Annotated in this window: 11 protein-coding genes; 3 read left to right on the forward strand and 8 right to left on the reverse strand. The window is 74.6% G+C overall.

Annotated features, from left to right (window positions below):
* Positions 1–29 precede the first annotated feature (29 nt).
* Positions 30–917: a LysR family transcriptional regulator gene (locus ABD352_RS45545; protein ID WP_344618857.1), complete on the reverse strand. Its 888-nt coding sequence runs from the start codon at positions 915–917 to the stop codon at positions 30–32.
* Between the two features lie 75 nt (positions 918–992).
* Between ABD352_RS45545 and ABD352_RS45550 the strand changes: the two genes are divergently transcribed.
* Together ABD352_RS45550 and ABD352_RS45555 are read left to right on the forward strand one after the other, a co-directional pair.
* Positions 993–1,658, forward strand: a complete 666-nt coding sequence (locus tag ABD352_RS45550) for a cyclase family protein (RefSeq protein WP_344618858.1) — start codon at positions 993–995, stop codon at positions 1,656–1,658.
* Positions 1,655–1,927, forward strand: coding sequence for a CBU_0592 family membrane protein (locus ABD352_RS45555; RefSeq protein ID WP_344618859.1), 273 nt, complete (start codon positions 1,655–1,657; stop codon positions 1,925–1,927). Before ABD352_RS45550 ends, ABD352_RS45555 begins: the two co-directional genes overlap by 4 nt.
* On the opposite strand, the gene ABD352_RS45560 is transcribed toward ABD352_RS45555, so the two are convergent.
* The 7 genes from ABD352_RS45560 to ABD352_RS45590 all read right to left on the reverse strand — a co-directional run bounded on the left by ABD352_RS45560 (position 1,894) and on the right by ABD352_RS45590 (position 18,008).
* Entirely contained in the window at positions 1,894–3,258 is a 1,365-nt protein-coding gene (locus ABD352_RS45560) for a hypothetical protein (protein ID WP_344618860.1), read from the reverse strand. The genes ABD352_RS45555 and ABD352_RS45560 overlap by 34 nt on opposite strands.
* A 35-nt stretch (positions 3,259–3,293) precedes the next feature.
* The gene (gene dnaE / locus ABD352_RS45565) at positions 3,294–6,830 is read right to left on the reverse strand and encodes a DNA polymerase III subunit alpha (protein WP_344618861.1); all 3,537 of its coding nucleotides are present in this window, start codon (positions 6,828–6,830) and stop codon (positions 3,294–3,296) included.
* Between the two features lie 632 nt (positions 6,831–7,462).
* Positions 7,463–10,096, reverse strand: coding sequence for a hypothetical protein (locus ABD352_RS45570; protein ID WP_344618862.1), 2,634 nt, complete (start codon positions 10,094–10,096; stop codon positions 7,463–7,465).
* A complete protein-coding gene (locus ABD352_RS45575; RefSeq protein WP_344618863.1) occupies positions 10,093–11,241 on the reverse strand; it encodes a VWA domain-containing protein in 1,149 nt (382 codons plus the stop codon). The genes ABD352_RS45570 and ABD352_RS45575 overlap by 4 nt, the downstream gene beginning before the upstream one ends.
* Entirely contained in the window at positions 11,238–13,508 is a 2,271-nt protein-coding gene (locus ABD352_RS45580; protein ID WP_344618864.1) for a DUF5682 family protein, read from the reverse strand. Before ABD352_RS45580 ends, ABD352_RS45575 begins: the two co-directional genes overlap by 4 nt.
* A gap of 7 nt (positions 13,509–13,515) precedes the next feature.
* Positions 13,516–14,589 carry an ATP-binding protein gene (locus tag ABD352_RS45585; protein ID WP_344618867.1) on the reverse strand — a complete coding sequence of 358 codons (1,074 nt, stop codon included), beginning with the start codon at positions 14,587–14,589 and terminating at the stop codon, positions 13,516–13,518.
* A gap of 62 nt (positions 14,590–14,651) precedes the next feature.
* The gene (locus tag ABD352_RS45590; RefSeq protein WP_344618865.1) at positions 14,652–18,008 is read right to left on the reverse strand and encodes a DUF4132 domain-containing protein; all 3,357 of its coding nucleotides are present in this window, start codon (positions 18,006–18,008) and stop codon (positions 14,652–14,654) included.
* A 227-nt stretch (positions 18,009–18,235) separates the two neighbouring features.
* Between ABD352_RS45590 and ABD352_RS45595 the strand changes: the two genes are divergently transcribed.
* The gene (locus tag ABD352_RS45595) at positions 18,236–18,577 is read left to right on the forward strand and encodes an MmcQ/YjbR family DNA-binding protein (protein ID WP_344618866.1); all 342 of its coding nucleotides are present in this window, start codon (positions 18,236–18,238) and stop codon (positions 18,575–18,577) included.
* Positions 18,578–18,935: the final 358 nt, after the last annotated feature.

The raw sequence follows: 18,935 nt of genomic DNA on the forward strand, positions 1-18,935 counted from the left end.
CGTGGTGCGGCGCCTTCGGTCGCTGTTGCTCAGGGTACGGCCGCCTTCAGGCACTCCAGGACGGCCTCGACGGCGGGTAGCTGGGCCCGGCCGGCGGTCACGTGCGCGTCCAAGCGCCGGGCGCCCGCCCCCGCCAGCCCGGTGACCGTCACCCCGGCCCGGTCCATGCCCCGCAGCGCCAGGTCGGGCGCGATGGTGGCCCCGTGCCCCGCGGCCACCAGCGCCAGGACCGCCGGGTAGTCCACGCAGGAGTGGGCCCGCCGCGGCGTGAACCCCCGCTCCCGCCCCAGCCGGTCGAGCACCTCCCCCGCCGTGGACGAGGGCGGCCCCACCACCCAGGGCCGGTCGGCGAGGTCGGCGTAGGAGTGGACCGGGGGCCAGTCGACGGGGACGACCACGCGGTACGGGTCCTCGCACAGCGGCACCACCGTCACCTGCCGCCGGGGCTCCGTGCCGCGTACCGCGTCGCGCTCGGTGATGGTCACGTCGATGCCGCCGAGGCGCAGCTCGCGCAGGGCCGGGGCGCCGTCGAGCTCGGTGATGGCGCAGGTGACGTCGGGGTGCTCGGCGGCCAGCCGGGCCATGGCCGGGACGAGGAGGTGGCGGATCACGGTCGGGAAGGCGGCCACCCGCACCAGGCCCGCCGCGCGGCCCGACATGGCGGCCAGCTCGCGCTCGGCCTCGGCGAGCTCGCGGGCGATCGCCTCGGCCCGGTTCGCCAGCGCCCGCCCGGCCGCGGTCAGCACGGCCCGGCGGCCGGTGCGGTCGACGAGCGGGCGCCCGACGCTGTGCTCGAGCTGGGCGAGCTGCTGCGAGACGGCCGACGGGGTCACGTGCAGGGCCGCGGCGGCGCCGGCGAGGGTGCCGCGACGGGCGATCGCGGCCAGCACGGCGAGGCGCCGCGGGTCGAGGTCCATGTTCAGCCCATCTTAAGGCCCGCTGCAGAGATTCTCGTTCACGCATTAGCTGGGCTGCATGCGACGATCGTCCGCGTGAGCCGAATCGTCGATCTGAGCCATCCGGTCCGCGCCGGGATGATCACATACCCGGGGATGCCGGGGCCCGTCCTGAGCGACTACCTGACCCGGGAGGCGGCCCGCGAGATCTACTCGCCCGGGACCGACTTCCACATCGGGCGGATCGAGATGATCGCGAACACCGGGACGTACCTCGACACGCCCGCGCACCGCTTCGACGGCGGGGCGGACCTGGCCGCGGTGCCGCTGGAGCGGGTGGCCGACCTGGCCGGGACGGCGGTCGACACGGCCGGGCTCGTCGCGATCACGGCCGCGCACCTGGACAAGACGGTGCCGGGGTCCGTCGCGGACGGGGCATTGATCATCGGTACCGGATGGAGCCGCCACTTCGGCACGGACCACTACGGCGCCGAGGACGCGCCGTTCCTCACCGCCGACGCGGTGGACTGGATCGTGGCGCGGCGGCCGGCCCTCGTCGGCATCGACTCGGTCAACATCGACTCGCGGGCCGACGGGCGCCGCCCGGCCCACACCGGGCTGCTCGCGGCCGGCATCTTCGTGGTCGAGCACCTGACGAACCTGGCCGCGCTGCCGGCCACCGGGTTCCGGTTCACGGCGGTGCCGCCGAAGGTGGAGGGCATGGGGACGTTCACCGTGCGCGCGTTCGCGGTGCTGTCGTGATCGGCGTGCTGGGGTGGGTCGGCGCGGCGCTGGTGCTGACCGCCTACGCGCTCGTGTCGAGCAAGCGGCTGGCCGGGGACGGGGCCGTGTTCCAGGTCATGAACATCCTCGGGGCCGTGGCCCTGGCGGTGAACTCGGCGGCCAGCCGGGCGTGGCCGTCGGTCGTCGTGAACGTGGTGTGGGTCGGCATCGGCGCCGTGGCCATGTTCCGGCTGGGGCGCCGCCAGCGGGAGCGTCAGAGCGAGTACCAGGGCGCCCGGATGCGATAGAAGACCACCTCGGCCGGCGTCGCGCAGGCCAGGTAGGTGTGGCTCCACACGCACGCGTCCGGGCGGGCGGCGATGCTGCCGAGCTCCCGTGCCGTACCGCGGGAGGCGTCAACCCCCGTCCAGGGGTACTGCCCCGGCGGCGGCACGGCCGGCAGCAGCAGGTAGCTGCCCTCGTCGAGGCGCGCCGCGCGCTTGTCCGGCCAGCTGCGCACGGTCCGGCCGGTGGCGTCGAGCAGCGTCTCGGTCACCCCGGTCGCCTGGGTCGCGGTGCGCACCATGACCCGGTCGCCGACCGGGACGGCCTGCGACGGGCGCTCGGCGGCGACCCGCCAGACGACCTCGCCGGTGTCGGCGTTGAGCTCGGTGACGTGGTGCTCCTCGCCGACGCAGACCCGCCGCTCGCCGCACGCGGTCACGAACAGCGGCATGTCCTGCGCGTCGGGTGATGCCCAGGTCCACTGCGGCTTGCTCAGGTGGGTGCGGTCGTAGACGCGCAGCTGCGTGCCGGCGGCGCGGGGGGCGACGAAGACCTGGTCCTCGTAGGCGTACACCAGGTCGCCCGGGTCGGCCAGGCCCGTGCCGGCGCCCAGGACCTTGCCGCCGGCCAGGCCGAGGACCTCCAGGCCGCGGTCGGCGGTGGCCCGCACGATGTGCGGGTCGACGGTGATGGCCTCGTCGAGCGGCTCGCCGCTGATCGAGGTGGCGACCTGCTGACCGCTCCAGTTGTCGGACAGCCACCAGCTGTCCGCCCCGCCCGGCTGGTCCACGACCGCCGTCTGGTGGCCGTTGCCGACGTCGGTGACGGTGAGGCGGTGCTCGGCGGCGGCGTAGCGGACGAAGTACTTCCCGATGAGCTCCCAGCGGTCGCCGGTGAGCACGTCGAAGCTGGTGAACGGCACGCCGTTGTTGGCGTTGAGCAGGGTGACCTTGCGGTGCCCCGCGACGGCCGGGCCGGTCACCTCCACCATGCCGCGGGCCGAGCGGAATGTCTCCACGGCGCCGAGGGTGGTGTTGGTCCACACCGTGGTCGAGGGCTTGGCGGCGTCGACGGCGCGCAGGTCATAGCCGCCGTCGCCGGTCGGGTGACCGACGAAGGCGCGGCCGCCGTCGAGGTAGACGCGGGACCGCTCGGTGCCGGGCGGCATGGGCACCCCGCCGATCCGATCGAGCCGGTCGAAGCCGTACGGTCGCTGACTCACGCGGTACACCACGGTGAACACCAGCAGGATGACGGCCAGCACGGCGACCGCGGCGGACGACCACCGCGCACGCCGGGAGAGCCATAACGACCGACGTGGGCGCAGGTCGTCGGCGAGGGCGTGCTTGTGCACCCGCCGACACTACCTCGTGACCGCCGTCACCGCTGTCACGAGAAGCTGTTCGGGCCGAGCAGCGCCTTCAGGTCGCCCTTGAGGGCCGTCGTCGGGTTGACGTGGTAGGGGCCGAGCCGCAGCAAGGTGGTCCGGGATCCGTGACTGAGCTTCACGTGTACCTCGGCCTTGCCTGGATGGTTGATGAGGATCTCCTTCAACCGGTCGACCAGCGGCGGCGTGCAGCGGGTGGCCGGCAGGGAGAGCACGACGGGCCGGTTCTCCTCGGCGGCGGACACGTCCGGGATGGACAGGTCCATCGCCATCAGCCGCGGGGTCTCGTCGCGCCGGTCGATGCGGCCCTTCACCACCACGATCGCGTCCTCGGCGATGTACTGCCCGACGAGCTCGTAGGTGTTGGGGAAGAACAGCGCCTCGACCGCGCCGCCGAGGTCCTCCAGGGTGGCCGAGGCCCACGGCTTGCCCTGCTTGGTGATACGCCGCTGCACGCCGGTGAGCATGCCGGCCAGGGTGACCACGGCGCCGTCGGCGATCGCGCCCTCCTCGGAGAGGGTGCTGATCGCCGTGTCGGCCGCCTTGGCCAGCACCGGCTCCAGGCCGAACAGCGGGTGGTCGGAGACGTACAGGCCGAGCATCTCGCGCTCGAACGTGAGCAGTTCCCGCTTGTCCCACTCGATCTGCGGGATCTGCACCGTCATCGCGGTGCCGCCGGCCGCCGAGTCGTCGGACCCGAACGCGTCGCCGAACAGGTCGAACTGGCCGATGGCCTCGTTCTTCTTGAGGTCGGCGTAGTTGTCGATGGCGTCGGCGTGGATGGCCAGCAGGCCCCGGCGCGGGTGCCCCATCGAGTCGAACGCGCCCGCCTTGATCAGGGATTCAATGGTCTTCTTGTTGCAGACCACCGCGTCGACCTTGGACAGGAAGTCGTCGAAGTCCTTGTACGGCCCGTTCTGCGTCTGCCGGCACCGCACGATCGCGTCGACGACGTTGTGCCCGACGTTGCGCACGGCGGCCAGGCCGAAGCGGATGTCCTTGCCGACCGGGGTGAAGGGGCCGGCGGACTCGTTGACGTCGGGCGGCAGCACCTCGATGCCCATGCGCCGGCACTCCGACAGGTACATGGCCATCTTGTCCTTGTCGTCGCCGACGCTGGTCAGCAGGGCCGCCATGTACTCGGCCGGGAAGTTCGCCTTGAGGTACGCCGTCCAGTACGACACCAGCCCGTAGCCGGCCGTGTGCGCCTTGTTGAAGGCGTAGTCGGCGAACGGCACGAGCACGTCCCACAGCTTCTGGATGGCCTCGTCGCTGTACCCGTTGCCGCGCATGCCCGCCTGGAACGGGCCGAACTCCTTCTCCAGGACCTCTTTCTTCTTCTTGCCCATGGCCCGGCGCAGCAGGTCGGCCTGGCCGAGGGTGTACCCCGCCAGCTTCTGCGCGGCGCGCTGGACCTGCTCCTGGTAGACGATCAGGCCGTACGTCGGGCCGAGGATCTCCTTGAGGGGCTCCTCCAGCTCCGGGTGGATCGGGGTCATCTCCTGCTGCCCGTTCTTGCGCAGCGCGTAGTTGGTGTGCGAGTTGGCACCCATCGGGCCGGGCCGGTACAGCGCCAGCACGGCGGAGATGTCCTCGAAGTTGTCAGGCTTCATGAGCCGCAGCAGCGAGCGCATGGGCCCGCCGTCGAGCTGGAACACGCCGAGCGTGTCGCCGCGGGCCAGCAGCTCGTAGGCCGGCTTGTCGTCCAGCTCCAGCGAGAGCAGGTCGAGGTCGATCCCGCGGCGGGCGATGTTCTTCACCGCGTCGTCGATGATCGTCAGGTTGCGCAGCCCGAGGAAGTCCATCTTCAGCAGGCCGAGCGTCTCGCAGGTCGGGTAGTCGAACTGCGTGATGATCGCCCCGTCGGCGTCGCGGCGCATGAGCGGCACGTGGTCGATCAGCGGCTCGGCGGACATGATCACGCCGGCGGCGTGCACGCCGGTCTGGCGGATCAGCCCCTCGATGCCCTTGGCGGTGTCGACGACCTTCTTGACGTCGGGGTCGCTGTCGTACAGCGCCCGGAACTCCACCGCCTCGGAGTAGCGCGGGTGGTTGGCGTCGAAGATCCCCGACAGCGGGATGTCCTTGCCCATCACGGCGGGCGGCATCGCCTTGGTGATCTTGTCGCCGACCGCGAACGGGAAGCCCAGCACCCGCGCGGAGTCCTTGATGGCGGCCTTGGCCTTGATCGTGCCGAAGGTGGCGATCTGCGCGACCCGGTCCTCGCCCCACTTCTCGGTGACGTAGCGGATCACGTCGGCCCGTCGACGCTCGTCGAAGTCGATGTCGATATCGGGCATCGAGATGCGGTCGGGGTTGAGGAACCGCTCGAAGATCAGCCCGTGCGGCAGCGGATCGAGGTCGGTGATGCCCATCGCGTAGGCGACCAGGCTCCCGGCGGCCGACCCACGCCCGGGCCCCACGGCGATACCCTCGTTCTTGGCCCAGAGGATGAAGTCCGAGACCACGAGGAAGTACGCCGGGAAGCCCATCTTGACGATCATGTCGGCCTCGTAGTCGGCCTGCTTCTGGTGCTCCTCGTCGATGCCGTTCGGGAACCGGCGGGCCATGCCGCGGGCCACCTCGGCCCGGAAGAAGGACTCCTCGGTCTCGCCGTCGGGCACGGGGAAGCGCGGCATCAGGTTGTGGAACTCGAACATCCCGTCGATGTCGACCTTCTCGGCCACCAGCAGGGTGTTCTTGCAGCCGGCCTGCCAGAGGTCGGACGAGTCGACGGCGCGCATCTCGTCGGCGGACTTCAGGTAGTACCCCGACCCGCCGAACCGGAACCGGTTGGGATCGTTGATGTTGGCCGCGGTCTGCACACACAGCAGCACGTCGTGCGCCTCGGCCTGGGCCTGGTGCGTGTAGTGCGAGTCGTTGGTGACCACCGGCGGGATGCCCAGCCGCTTGGAGATCTCGGCCAGCCCTTCCCGGACCCGCTTCTCGATGTCCAGGCCGTGGTCCATGACCTCGAGGAAGTAGTTGTCCTTGCCGAAGATCTCCTGGTACTTCGCCGCCGCCTTGAGCGCCTCGTCGAACTGGTCGAGCCGCAGCCGCGTCTGCACCTCCCCGGACGGGCACCCGGTGGTCGCCATGAGCCCCTCGGCGTGCTCGGCGATGATCTCGGCGTCCATCCGGGGCCACTTCACGAAGTGCCCCTCGATCGAGGCCCGCGAGTTGAGCCGGAACAGGTTGTGCAGCCCGGTCTTGTTCCGCGCCCAGATGGTCTTGTGCGTGTACCCGCCGGAGCCGGACACGTCGTCGTCCTTCTGGTCCGGCCGCCCCCACCGGATGCGCTGCTTGGTGAGCCGCGACTCGGGCGCCACGTACGCCTCGACCCCGAGGATCGGCGTCACGCCCGCCGCCTTGGCCTGCTTGTAGAAGTCGTACGCCCCGTGCATGTTCCCGTGGTCGGTGATCGCCACGGCGGGCATGCCGAGCCGATTGGCCTCCGCGAACATCTCCTTGAGGCGCGCGGCCCCGTCGAGCATGGAGTACTCGGTGTGCACGTGGAGATGCACGAACGAGTCGGCCATGCTCAACCCCCTGAGGCTCGGTCTTGACTGTTCCGGCGGATGAGCCTAGTCCCGGATCGGCCGCAACACACCGACCGACACTGCCATGTGCGGTGGATCGCTGGCGCACCACACTCAGACTGGACATTCCGGACCGCCGCCCTAGCCCAGCGCACCGCCTCGCTCACCGAGCGCTCGTCCCGGTCGGCCCGCCGCCCCCGGCGCCAATCCGATACCGCCCACGCCCGGTTCTGTGGCCCTCGAGGTTCGCGCCCGACCGACCTGCCAGCCGCCGCTGCACCTTCCACAGCGGGCCCAACGCGCCCTCGCGTGCCAGCGCGGGCTCGAACCGACGCAGGCTCGTACCAGCGCGCCGTCGAGGGCCGCCGCAGGCGCGGAGCCGGCACGGACCAGCGCAGGCTCGTACCAGCGCGCCGTCGAGGGCCGCCGCAGGCGCGCAGCCGGCACGGACCAGCGCGGGCTCGAACCGGCGCGCCGTCGAGGGCCGCCGCAGGCGCGCAGCCGGCACGGACCAGCGCGGGCTCGAACCGGCGCGCCGTCGGGGGCCGCCGCAGGCGCGCAGCCGACGCGGGCTCAGGGCCGGCGCGCCGCCGGGGACCGCCGCGGGCTCGGGCTCGGAGCCGGGCTCGGGCTCAGTCCAGCTCAGCGGTGATCATCAGCCGCAGGTACGCATCGACCCAGCGCCCCACCGCCTCCTCCCCCGGATCGGTCCCGAGCACGTCCCGGAACGCCCCGACCGCCGCGCCGCTCCGGTGCAGCCCGACGCGCGCCAGCCGCTCACCAGCCGCACGCAGCCGATCACCGAACGTGGGCGTGAGATGTCGCAATCCGCGGTGCGCCACCTCGGCCAGCACTCCGATGGCGTGGTGGACCGCGGCCCGCAACGGCTCCTCGTCCTCGCCCCAGTCCGACTCCAGCCGGCCGCCAACCTCGCCGGTCAGGTCCGGCACCACGACCTCACCCCCGCCGGCGAACGCCAGCGGCTCGATCACGATCCCGCCCCCGGACCGCCGCACCACCCCGCTGACAAACCATTCGGCAGGCACGGTCGCCGACGCAGCGGGCACAGGCGCAGCCTCGACCGCCCCGGACCCACCCTCGGCAGGCACGGTCACGGACTCGAAGGCAGCCTCGCCAGGCACGGTCGCAGGCGCGGCGGGCACGGGCTCGGGCTCGGAGGCGGCCTCGCCAGACGCGGTCAGTTGCGCAGCGGGCACAGGCTCGAACGCGGCCTCGCCAGGCACGGTCGCAGGCGCGGCGGGCACGGGCTCGGGCTCGGAGGCGGCCTCGCCAGACGCGGTCACTTGCGCAGCGGGCACAGGCTCGAACGCAGCCTCGGGGGGCGCAAGCGGGTGGGCGGGGCCGGTCGTAGCGGCGATGCGGGCCAGGGCGGCGGCAATGGCGTCGAGCCGCCCCGGGGCGGCGGCCGTGTGTATGGCCGTGATCGTGGCCCGCTCCCCGGCCGCGTCGGTCACCACGGCGTCGATGCGCTGAGCCCCCGGGAAGTACGCCACCCGCTCCACCCCCGCGATCCGCACCACCCGCACGAGCTCGGCCGCCACCCGGGGCCGTACCACGCGTGGCGGCAGCCGTTCCAGCTCCGCGGCGAGCGCCCGCAGGTCGTCGACCAGCAGGCCGGCCGGCAGTCCGCCCCACGCCCCGCGCGACGGCACCACCGTGGTACGGGCGATCCGGCTGGTGGCCAGGCGCACGGCCCGGCTGGCGCTGCGCACCGCCGACTCGGTGACCACATGGCCGCCGGCCAGCTGACCCGTCGTCGAACCGCCGACCCGCCGCCGCCCGAGCGCCGCCCCGGTCCCGTCCCCCTCCCAGTCCCGCCGCAGCACCAGCACCGTGGCGGTGTCGGCGTGGGCGAGGTACACCTCCACGACCCTCCGCTCGTCCGCCGCCCCGTCCTGCCCGACGGCCACCACCCGGCACCCGAGCCCGTCGAGCCGCGCCCGCCGCAGCGGCGTCTCCGCCGCCTCCTCGGTGCCGAGCACCCGCGCCCGCGCCCCACCACCGAGCCCTGCGACCGCCCGCCGGCGGGCGTGCACCTCGACGATGAGCTCGGCGAGGCGCTCCGGGGCGTACAGGCTCCCCCGATCCCGGTACGCCTCCAACTGCTCCGCCATCTCCCCCACCGCCGCCAGCGGCCACCGCAGGTTCACCCGCTCCAGCCGCCGCCGCGCGTCGGCGACCGCACCCGCGAACCCGGCCCCCGCATGCACCGCACCCGCCAGCAGCACGTCGTCCGCCAGCCGGCCCGCCGCCCCGAGCGCGTCCTCGACCGGATCCCGTCCAGCCGCACCCCGTCCCGCCGCAGCCCGTCCCGCCGAACCCTGCCCCGTCGGCACCCGTGCCGCCACGCCCCCGCCGGCCGCCGCCCCTCCCGTAGCCGCCTCACCCTCGCCAGCCGCGCCGGTCGCAGACCCGCCCTCGCCAGCCACCGCCCCACCCTCGGCGGCAGCACCCACCGCCGCACCGCTGGCGGAGGCACCGGCCGTCGAAGCCTTGTCCGGTCCGGCGCCTCCCCTGGCCCCCGACTCCGCCGCGGAACCGTCGAGCCCGGCCTTCTGCAGGTCCTCGCCGCCGACGTCGATCTGTACGTCCGGCTCCCCAGGCGCCCGCCGGTCCGCGGCCCGGAAGGCCCACACCGCCAGGGCGATCACGTCGTCGCGGGTGCCCGCGATCGCGTCCGAGTGCACGAACCCGAGGTCGTGGGGCACCAGGAACCGCACCGTCGCCGCGCCGAGGTCGACCCGTGGCGCGGGATCGTCCGCGCCCGGCCGGCGGACCCGGGCGTGGTAGCCGGCCCGCAGCGTGCGCCGGGCCACCGCCAGCATCCGCTCCCCGATGCGCGCCGCGAGCTGCTCGTCGGTGAACGCCCCGGGCGACCAGTCGACCGCGGCATCTGCGTCCATGCCCGGGAGGGCCCCACCTTCGTGCGGCCCGGCCGGTGCTGCTTCCGCTCCGCCGCTCGCTGACTCCGCACCGCACAGCGCCTGGTACGCGAGGATCAGCCCGATCACGTGCCGGCAGGTCCCGACCGCGCCGCAGGTGCACGTCGCCCGGTCCAGCCCGCCGCCGCCCGCCGGCAGGACCGGTGCCGGGCCGTCCGGGTACATCCCGCGCAGCGTCCCGTCGTCGTCCTCGCTGATCGCCGGCGGCGCCGCCTCGGCCTCGCGGGCCGCGCGCTTCACCAGGCCGCGGTTGGTCAGCACGGCCAGCGCGTCGGCCGTCAGCGCGAGCACGTCCCGTCTCATCGGCCCACCTGTTCGGCGACGAAGGCGGCGAGCTCGCCCGGGGTCATGGCGCCGACCGCGGCGCCGGTGTCGGCCAGGCGCTGGGCCATGGCGCGGTCGTACACGGGGTCGGCCTGCTCGTCCAGCGCGGCCAGGCACAGGACCTTCGTGCCCTGCTCGACCAGGGCCGCGACCAGGCGGACCAGGCGGGTCTCGTTGCCGCCCTCGTAGAAGTCGCTGATGAGGGCGACGATGGTACGGCGGGGCTGCTCGATCAGCTGCGTGCCGTAGGCGACGGCCCGGCCGATGTCGGTGCCGCCGCCGAGCTGGACCTTCATGAGCAGCTCAACCGGGTCGTCGACATCGGCGGTCAGGTCGGCGATCTCGGTGTCGAACGCGACGAGGTGGGTCCTGAGGCCGGGCAGGCCCCACAGGCACGCGGCGGTGACGGCCGAGTGGATGACCGAGCCCGTCATCGAGCCCGACTGGTCGACCAGCAGGATCAGCTGCCAGCGCTCGATGTGGCGGCGGGTGCGGGAGAAGAAGTGCGCCGACTCGATGTACAACTTGCGCTCCTCGGGCCGGTATCGCCCGAGATTGGCCCGCAGCGTGCGCCGCACGTCGAAGTCGCGGGCGAGGCGGAAGCGGCTCGGGGTGCGGGCGCGGGTGCCGGTGAACGCCCGCCGCACGTCGGTCGCCAGCCGCTCCAGCAGCTGCCGCACGACGGTCTCCACGATCCGCCGGGCCTGCCGCAGCACCTCGGGGTTCATCAGGTGCTTGGTGCGCAGCACGGCCCGCAGCAGCGACTCGTTCGGCTCGATCCGGGCGAGCACCGCCGGATCGGTCACCACGTCATGGATCTCGTACCGCTCCACAGCGTCCCGCTCGAGCCGCTCGACGGTCTCCTTGGGAAACAGCCGGGTGATCTCGTCGAGCCAGTCCACGGTCGTCACGATCGAGGGCCCGTCCCCGCCCTCGCGCCCGGCGGGTCGCACGCCGCGCCGGCGCAGCTCCTCGTCCCGCCCGTACAGCCACTCCAGCGCCGCGTCCTGGGCCGCCGCCGCGCCGGCCAGCCGCCCGCCGGCGAGGGCCGCCTGGCCGGCCTCGCCCAGCACGAGCCGCCACCGCTGCAGCTGGGGGTCGTTGTCGATCGGGTCGAGGCTCATCGCAGTAGTCCTTCCCGGGCGAGGACGGTGTCGACGCGGGACTCCAGGGCCGCGGCCCGGGCCAGCAGCATCGGGTCGGCGGCCGGGCGGCGCAGCAGCAGCCGGCCGGGCCCCGGGAGGCCGCGGCGGGCCAGCACGTGCCCGGCGATCGTCTCGCGCTCGCGGGGCGGGAAGTACGCGAACGCCTGCCGCAGCGCCGGCAGCGCGATCAGGAAGTCCTCGTCGCCGAGGCCGGCGACGAGCTCGTCGAGCAGGTCGAGCACCCCCGCCGCGTGCAGGACCTCCTCCCGCGCCACGGCGAACAGGCCGGCCAGCCAGTCGCCGAGGGCCAGCGGGCCGCCCGCGCCGCGCACCGCCCGCTCCGGGTCGGCCTCGGCACCGAGCGCCCACCCGAAGCCGAACCCGGCACCGCGCAAATCCGGCGGGGCGCCCGGGTCGGCGCCGATGCGGGCCATCACGCCGAGCGACGCGGCGCGGTCGAGGCCGAGCGGGGCGGCGGCGTGCACGACGGTGTCGCGCAGCGCGGCGACGGCGGCGAGCCGGGCCGGGTCGGCGTCGGCGGTGGCGCCGCGGATTCCCTCCGCCAGCCACAGCAGGCGGTCGTGGGCGGCCCCGATGACGGCGCCGAGCGCCGCGTTGCCGGCCGTGCCGAACAGCCGGTCGTGCCGCCACAGCGCCAGCAGCACGCCGAGCAGCCGACCGAGGGCGCCGAGGTCGGACGCGGCGGCGACGCCGAGGGTGAGGTCCCGCAGTACCTTGTCGGAAAGCCGGGTCGTGCCGCACAGCGCCGCGTCGAACAGGGCGCCGGCCAGGACCCCGACGTCGCCGCCGGCCTGCCCCGCGCGCTCGGCGATCGCCGCGGCGGCGGCCTGTTCGGGCGTCACGCCGTACGCGCCGGCCTCGATCAGCGCCGGCATTCTGTGCTCGTGCTCTTCGAGCGTCCAGTCCTCGTCGAGCACCGGGTCGATGCCGGTCGCCGGTCCCCGGTGCCGGGTGAGCCCGGGGAAGCCCAGCACCCGCAGCCGGTGCAGCAGCCGGCTGCGCCGCAGCCCGTCCGGCTCGGTCAGGGTCAGGGCGATCGGCCCGCCGTCGGCGAGCCCCTCGCGCTCCAGCTCCGCGGTCACGGTGTGCACCAGCGGCGGCAGCGGGGTGTCCGGGTGGAGGCGGCCGACCCGCGCCCCGCTCAGCGCCGCGACCATCTCGACCACGACCGGATGGGTGCCGGGGCGCAGCCGCCCGCGGGTCGACCACGGCAGCGGCTCGTCGAGGGCGTCGTTGACGAGCGCGGCGGCCAGCCCGTCGAGGATGTCGGTGCGGGCCGGCTGGGGATGCCCGCGCACGGTGGCCAGCCCGGCGGCGCTGGCGCGGGCCGCGATGAGGTCGGCGGTCGACGCCGGCTGGCGCCGCTTGCGCAGCCGCCCGGCGACGGCCGCGACGAGGTCGTCGGCGGCGCGGGCCGGCCCGGCCTCCCAGAGCCGCTGGTAGTACTCCGGCGACGGCATTCCCGACTGGTAGCCGTCGAAGGCGTCGAGGCGGCGGAAGGAGTACGGCACCAGGAAGCTCCCCCCGACGGCCTCCGGCGGCAGGACCGGCAGCGGCGGCCACTCCCCCGCGTCGTCCTCGTGGGCGTGGGCGGTCAGGCGCAGCAGGGCCGGGCGGTGGAAGCCGCCGGTCACCACGACGACGGGGCGCTCGCCGGCGTCGCGCAGCGCGGCCCGCACCCATCGGGCCATGTACTCCTCCCGCGCCCGGTCCCCGTCGCCCGTTTCGGACTCGCCGCGCAGCAGGTCGAAGTACGCGGCCAGGCGCTCCTCGATCCCGCTCGCCGGCTCGATCTCGAACAGGTGGTCCCACAGCACGTCGACGTTGTCGACGGCGAAGGTCTGGCAGAGCCGGTCGACGGCCTCGGCGTAGCGTTGCTCGGCGTCCGCGTACCGGTTCTCGCGCCCGGCCAGGGCCTCGTCCCACGCCGGCAGGTCGATGAACCGCACCTGCGCGCCGGCCTCACGCCCGGCCCGCAGCGCGACCCACTCCGGGGAGTACTCGCAGAACGGCGCCCACGACCCGTGGTGGCGATCCTCGTCGCGGTAGCTGCTGAACACCGCGATCGGCAGGTCGTGGCCGAGCAGTAGCTCGTCGATGCGGTCGTTCATGTCCGCGGGCCCCTCGACGAGCACGTGCGCGGGGCGCAGCGCGGCGATGGTCTCGCCGACCAGGCGGGCGCAGGCCGGGCTGTGGTGCCGCACCCCGATGAACGTCGCCGGCATCACGGCCTCACCCGGGAAGCTGGTGGCGGGCGTCGTGCAGGGCCTGCCACTGGCCGCCGCGGCGCCAGGAGACCTGCTGCTCCAGGTACCGCCGCAGCTTCGCCAGGTCCTCCGGGCTGTCCTTGGCCGCGGTGCCGGCCAGGCAGGCCACCACGTCGGCGGCGGAGCCCGGCTCGCCGCGCAGGAACCAGCCCCGCAGCCCGACCGCGTGCGCGACCGAGACCGCCTCGGCGGTGCTCATCACGGAGGTGAGCCGGTCCATGGCGTCGCCGCGGACGGTCTGCCCGGTGCGCAGCTCGCGGAACGTGGTGACCAGCACCTCCAGCACGTCCCGGCGCGGCGCCGCGGTCACCCCGGAGCGGCGCAGCAGCGCCCCGGCCTCGGCCTCGACGAGCGCGAGCTCGGTCTCGAAGTCCGCGATCGGGAACACGGTCTCGAAGTTGAACCGCCGCTTGAGCGCCGCGCTCATCTCGTTGACGCCCCGGTCGCGCGTGTTGGCGGTGGCGATGACGTTGAACCCGTCGCGGGCGAACACCATGGCGTCCGGCCCGGTCAGCTCCGGGATGGCGAGCACCCGGTCGGACAGCGGCGACAGCAGGCTGTCCTGGACCTCCAGCGGGCACCGGGTGATCTCCTCGAAGCGCACCACCCGCCCCTCCGCCATCCCCCGCAGCAGCGGCGCCCGCACCAGCGAACGGGTCGACGGGCCCTCGGCGACGAGAAGGGCATAGTTCCAGGAGTACTTGATCTGGTCCTCGGTCGTCGCCGCGCCGCCCTGGATGGTCAGCGTCGACACCCCGCTCACGGCCGCGGCGAGCAGCTCCGACAGCAGCGACTTGGCGGTGCCGGGCTCGCCGACGAGCATCAGCCCCCGGCTGGTGGCCAGCGACACCAGCGCCCGGTCGATGAGCGACGGGTCGCCGACGAACTTGCGGGTGATCCCGGCGCCGGGGTCGCCGACGATGAACCGGCGGGCCGCGGTGAGGCTCAGCGCCCAGCCGGGGGGCCGCTCCCCGGTGTCGGTCTCGGCCAGGCGCCGCAGCTCGTCGGCGTGCCGCACCTCGGCCGGCGGCCGCTGCACGGCGCGCCCGTTGCCGGTGCCGATGTCCGTGCCCGTGTCCACCACTTGTTCCACCCCGCCGCTCACTGCGCGACCTCCTCAAGGTCCCTGATGATCTCTGACATCGCGACCGCGTCGACGTCGCCGAGCCGCCGGGCCTGCCGCCGGTCCCAGCTGTGTGCCGCGTCCGGCAGCACGTACGCGTCGCCGAGCGCCTGCTCCCCGAACGTCGCCACATCGCCGACGACGATCCCCGGCGTGAGGTCGAGCATCAGCGTGTCGCCGGAGGGCAGGTCGCGCTCCATGACCGGCTGGAGGCCCCCGTCCTGCGGGTCGCCGCGCCGCCAGCCGTGCCGCTCCAGCCCCAGCACCTTGGTGGTGGGCACCTTGACCCCGGCGAAGCGGGTCAACGCCATCGCCACCCGCTCCGCCGGGTCGAGCTCGTGCGTGTCGCGGGCCAGCTGGGGGAAGGGCTGCAGGATCTCGTAGTCGGCGAAGACCTCGGACCAGGCGGCGGCCGCGCCGCCGAGCTGCAGCGGGTGGACCACCCCGACGCGCGCCCCGTCCGGGATCCCGGCCGGCTCGTCGTCCGGCCCGGCCAGGCTGCGGTCCTCGGCGACGCGCAGCGTGGCGAGCACGGCACCGGCGTCGTCGAAGGCCGCCCACACCAGCCGCCGGGCCACGTGCCACACCAGCGGGTGCCCGACGATATGCCGCTCGAACTCCTCCGGCGCCCACCGCCGCTGCCCGGTCATGGCCCGCTCGAACCGGCGGATCTGGTCGGCGGCAACGGTCCGCACGTCCTTCTTCAGCGCGGCGAAGCGCCTGGCGGCGTCCGGGGCGAGCGCCGGGTCGTCCTTGGCGCCGGGCTTGGGCAGGTCGCGCAGGCGCTTGCCGGCGGCGTCGGTCACGACGGGCCGCAGTTGCTCGTCGAAGCCGACCCGGAACTGCCGCGGGCCGTAGTCGAGGCCGAGGGTGCCGTCGGGGTCGAGGCCGAAGCCGGGCACCAGCCGATCGGCCAGCCGCTCCGGCGACAGGCCCAGCCCGGCCGCCACCTCGGCGATCTTCTCCTGGGCCCGATCCTTCAGCCCGCGGAACTTCACCTTCTCCGCGATCCCGTGCAGGTGCATCAGCGCCACGTCGGTGCCGATCTCGGCGAGCACGTCGAGCCCGGCCACTGCCCGCGCATGGCCGCCCGAGCCGGGCCAGGCCCGGATCACGGGGGCCAGCCGCCGCACGGTCTCGTCGTCGCCGAGCAGCCCGAGCGCGTCGAGCGCCCACGACTCCTTCGCCGGGTTGCCGGCGTGCTGCCAGCGCTGGAACAGCGACCAGGCGAACTCGGCCAGCGACGCCCGGGTGCAGGCCTCCGTGACGGCGGCCAGCCCCGCATACGGCTCGCCGATCCGCGACAGCGCCAGGACGGTCAGCACGTGCCCGGCGGCCCGCGGCGGCAGGCTCCCGGCCCCGTCCGCGAGCTCGATCGGGGCCAGCAGCGCCGGGTCGGCCCAGTCGGGCACGACCGGCATCCGGGCCGGCAACAGGTACGCCGGGTCGGTGTCGAGCAGCCGGCCGATCGCCGCGGCCGCCTCCGGCCCATAGCCGGCCGCGGCCGCCTCGACCGCGTCGCGGTGCCCGGCCTGCGCGATCGCGAGCAGCGCCCGCTCGGCATGCCGCCGGGCCACCCCGGGCTTGCCCAGCGCGGCCGGGACCAGCCCGCCGGCCGCGGCCCGCGGGTGCCGGCGCAGCCACGCCGACGCCGCCGGGCGCACCGACTTGAGCCGCCCGAGCCACTCCGCCATGAGCGGCGCGACCGGCGCCCCGGTGAACGGCTGCAGGGTCAGCGCGGCCGCCGCGGCGTCGTGCGCGGCGGCGGCCAGCACGACCGGGAACGCCTCGACGCCGAAGCGCGCCACCGCGGCCCGCAGCCAGTCCTCCGACGGGCCCACGAGGTAGTCCGGCCGCCACAGCCCCAGCAGCGGCGCCACAAGGGCATCTGGCGCCCCCAGGAAGAACCCGGCGACGTCGTACGGCGAACGGGGCCGCCCCGCCTCGAGGTCCTCCGCCACGCGGGCGTGGTCGCGGGGGTGACGCAGCCAGGACGGCGGCGAGAGCCGCGCCCAGGCCTCCCGCTCGCCCGGCGCCCACTCCAGCGCGACCGGGTCGGCGCAGGCCAGCCCGGCGACCACAACGGGCTTGGCCGCCTTCGCGGCGCGGGCCCACGGCGGGTCGGCCAGCAGCGGCGGCAGCGCCTCCTCCGGGGCCTCGGCGACGGCGTCGAGCCGGTCGGTGATCGCCGTGATCCGCCGGGCCGCCGCGTCGGGGAGCTGCGCCGCCACCTCGCGGGCCGCGTCGCGGTGCCGGATCGCGAGCGTCCGCAGCAGTTCGGCGAGGTAGGCCCCGCGCGGCCCGGTGCCCGGCTCGGTCGCGAGCAGCCGCATGGCCCGCCGCGGGAACCGCTCGGCGGCCTCGGTCAGCGCCCGGCGCACGTCCCGCTCCTCGGCCCGCTGGGCGAGGGTCCGGAAGGCTTCGTCGTGCGGTACCGCCGCGATCGCCGACAGCAGCGGAGGCCGGTCGTCGCCCCAGCCGGCGTCCAGGGCGAGCAGCTCCAGCAGCACCGGCAGCCCGTCGGTGCCCAGCCCCTCGGCGAGCGTGTAGAGATGTTCCGCCGAGCCGACCACGCGCCCGGCGACGTGGCCGGCGAATAGCGGCCGCACCTGCTCGGGCCGGGTGATGCAGGCGGTCAGCAGCAGGTTGGTCCACTCGGCGCCGCGGCCGGCCGCGGTGGCGCCGATGTCCCGCCGGACCCAGTCCTGCTCGGTCGGGGCCAGGAAGGTGGCGACCACCTGCTGGTGCGGGGCCAGCTTGCCGTCGCGCATCCGGCCCAGCGCCTCCACCGCCGCCGCGTAGTCGTCCTGCGGCGCGGCCGCCATCGCCACCCGCAGCCTCTGCAGCACCGTCGTGACGGCCGAGCCGTCCCAGTGCTGCGGCGGCCGGTCCCGCCCGTGCCGCGTCATCGGCGCCGGCCCGGTCACCGCCCCGCGCTGCTCGCGGGCGTAGGGAAAGCGCAGGTCGACCAGCTCCACCGCGGCGCACACGGCGAACGCCAGCCCCCGGCCGCTCACCCACTCGTCGGCCACCGCCCACGGGGGCGCGGTCGGCCAGCGTTCCTTCGACGCGATCAGCAGCGCCCCGACGGCCGCGACGCCCAGCGGGACCGGGTCGGGCGCGCCGTCGAGCACGGCGAGCCCCGCCGCGCCGACGTCCGGCGGCGTGCCCCGGTGCTCCAGCGTCCCCCGCCCGTCCGGGAGCACCTCCTGGAGCTTCTTCGCCACGATGTCCGACGCGTCCGGATCGGGCGCGTAGCCGACCGGTGCGCCGCCGCGGCGGGGCAGCAGCTTGCGCCGCCACGCATCGGGTGTGACGAACCGGTCCTCGCTCATCGCCGTGCCTCTCGTGCCGCCGGGTGTGATGCCGGGGTGGGTACCGACGGGCGACACGATAGCGAGCCCCACCGACAATTTTCGGCGGCGGAGGCCGCGAGCTGCGCGGATGCCGGGTCTGACCGGACGTGCCCGGCAAAGTTGCCAAATAGGGAAAATCGGATCCCAAGAAAAGTGTCGTACCTGCCTGTTACACCAGAGTCATGGGATTGCGGACCGTACGCGGGGTGAGCGTCGAAGCGGCGCTCCGGATGGTTCTCATGCTGCCCGAGGTGGACGAGCGCCAGCACGGCAACCACATCGGCTTCCGGGTGCGGGACAAGGCTTTCGCATACCTATGCGCCGACGACTGGACGATGCTCGTGAAGGCGTCCAGGGAGGATCAGGCCGCGCTGGTCGAGGACGATCCGCGCGCCTACAAGAAGGCCCACACCTCGGGCCGGATCAGCTGGGTGCAGGTGCGGCTGCGCAAGGCGCACGAGGACGAGCTGGCCGACCTGATCACCGAGGCCTGGAGGATGACGGCGCCGCGGCTCATCGTGGCGCGAGCGGAGCTGCCATTGTGCTGACGCCGATTCTTTGAAACTGCCGCAGTTGTACGTCACGTCGCGGCCTTCTCCGCCGACCGCGCAGCGGGCCGGCTTGAACCCGCCGCGGGCCCGACGTCGGCGCGGCGTCCTCGGACCCGCCGCGCAGGCCCGGACGCGGCGCCCGGACGCCGCAGGGCGACCAAGGCTCGGGGGCACGGCGGAGCCGGACTGCCGCAGAAAGCCCATGCCGGCAGGGCCGAGCGCGAGACCACGGCGCGGAGCCGAGGGGCAAGCGGGGGCAGGAGCACCACGCGCCCGATCGCGGGCGGACGCGGGCGGGCGCAGGCACGGGCGGGCGCAGGCACGGGCGGGCGCAGGCACGGGCGGGCGCAGGCAC

Origin of the sequence: Dactylosporangium salmoneum (assembly GCF_039532525.1) — a bacterium.
Taxonomy (GTDB): Bacteria; Actinomycetota; Actinomycetes; order Mycobacteriales; family Micromonosporaceae; genus Dactylosporangium; species Dactylosporangium salmoneum.

Excerpts from the sequence above, each read along its gene's own strand:
- ABD352_RS45575 (WP_344618863.1), bottom strand. The coding sequence starts at position 11,241 with ATGAGCCTCGACCCGATCGACAACGACCCCCAGCTGCAGCGGTGGCGG.
- ABD352_RS45570 (WP_344618862.1), bottom strand. The coding sequence starts at position 10,096 with ATGAGACGGGACGTGCTCGCGCTGACGGCCGACGCGCTGGCCGTGCTG.
- ABD352_RS45580 (WP_344618864.1), bottom strand. The coding sequence starts at position 13,508 with ATGCCGGCGACGTTCATCGGGGTGCGGCACCACAGCCCGGCCTGCGCC.
- ABD352_RS45590 (WP_344618865.1), bottom strand. The coding sequence starts at position 18,008 with ATGAGCGAGGACCGGTTCGTCACACCCGATGCGTGGCGGCGCAAGCTG.
- ABD352_RS45545 (WP_344618857.1), bottom strand. The coding sequence starts at position 917 with ATGGACCTCGACCCGCGGCGCCTCGCCGTGCTGGCCGCGATCGCCCGT.
- dnaE (WP_344618861.1), bottom strand. The coding sequence starts at position 6,830 with ATGGCCGACTCGTTCGTGCATCTCCACGTGCACACCGAGTACTCCATG.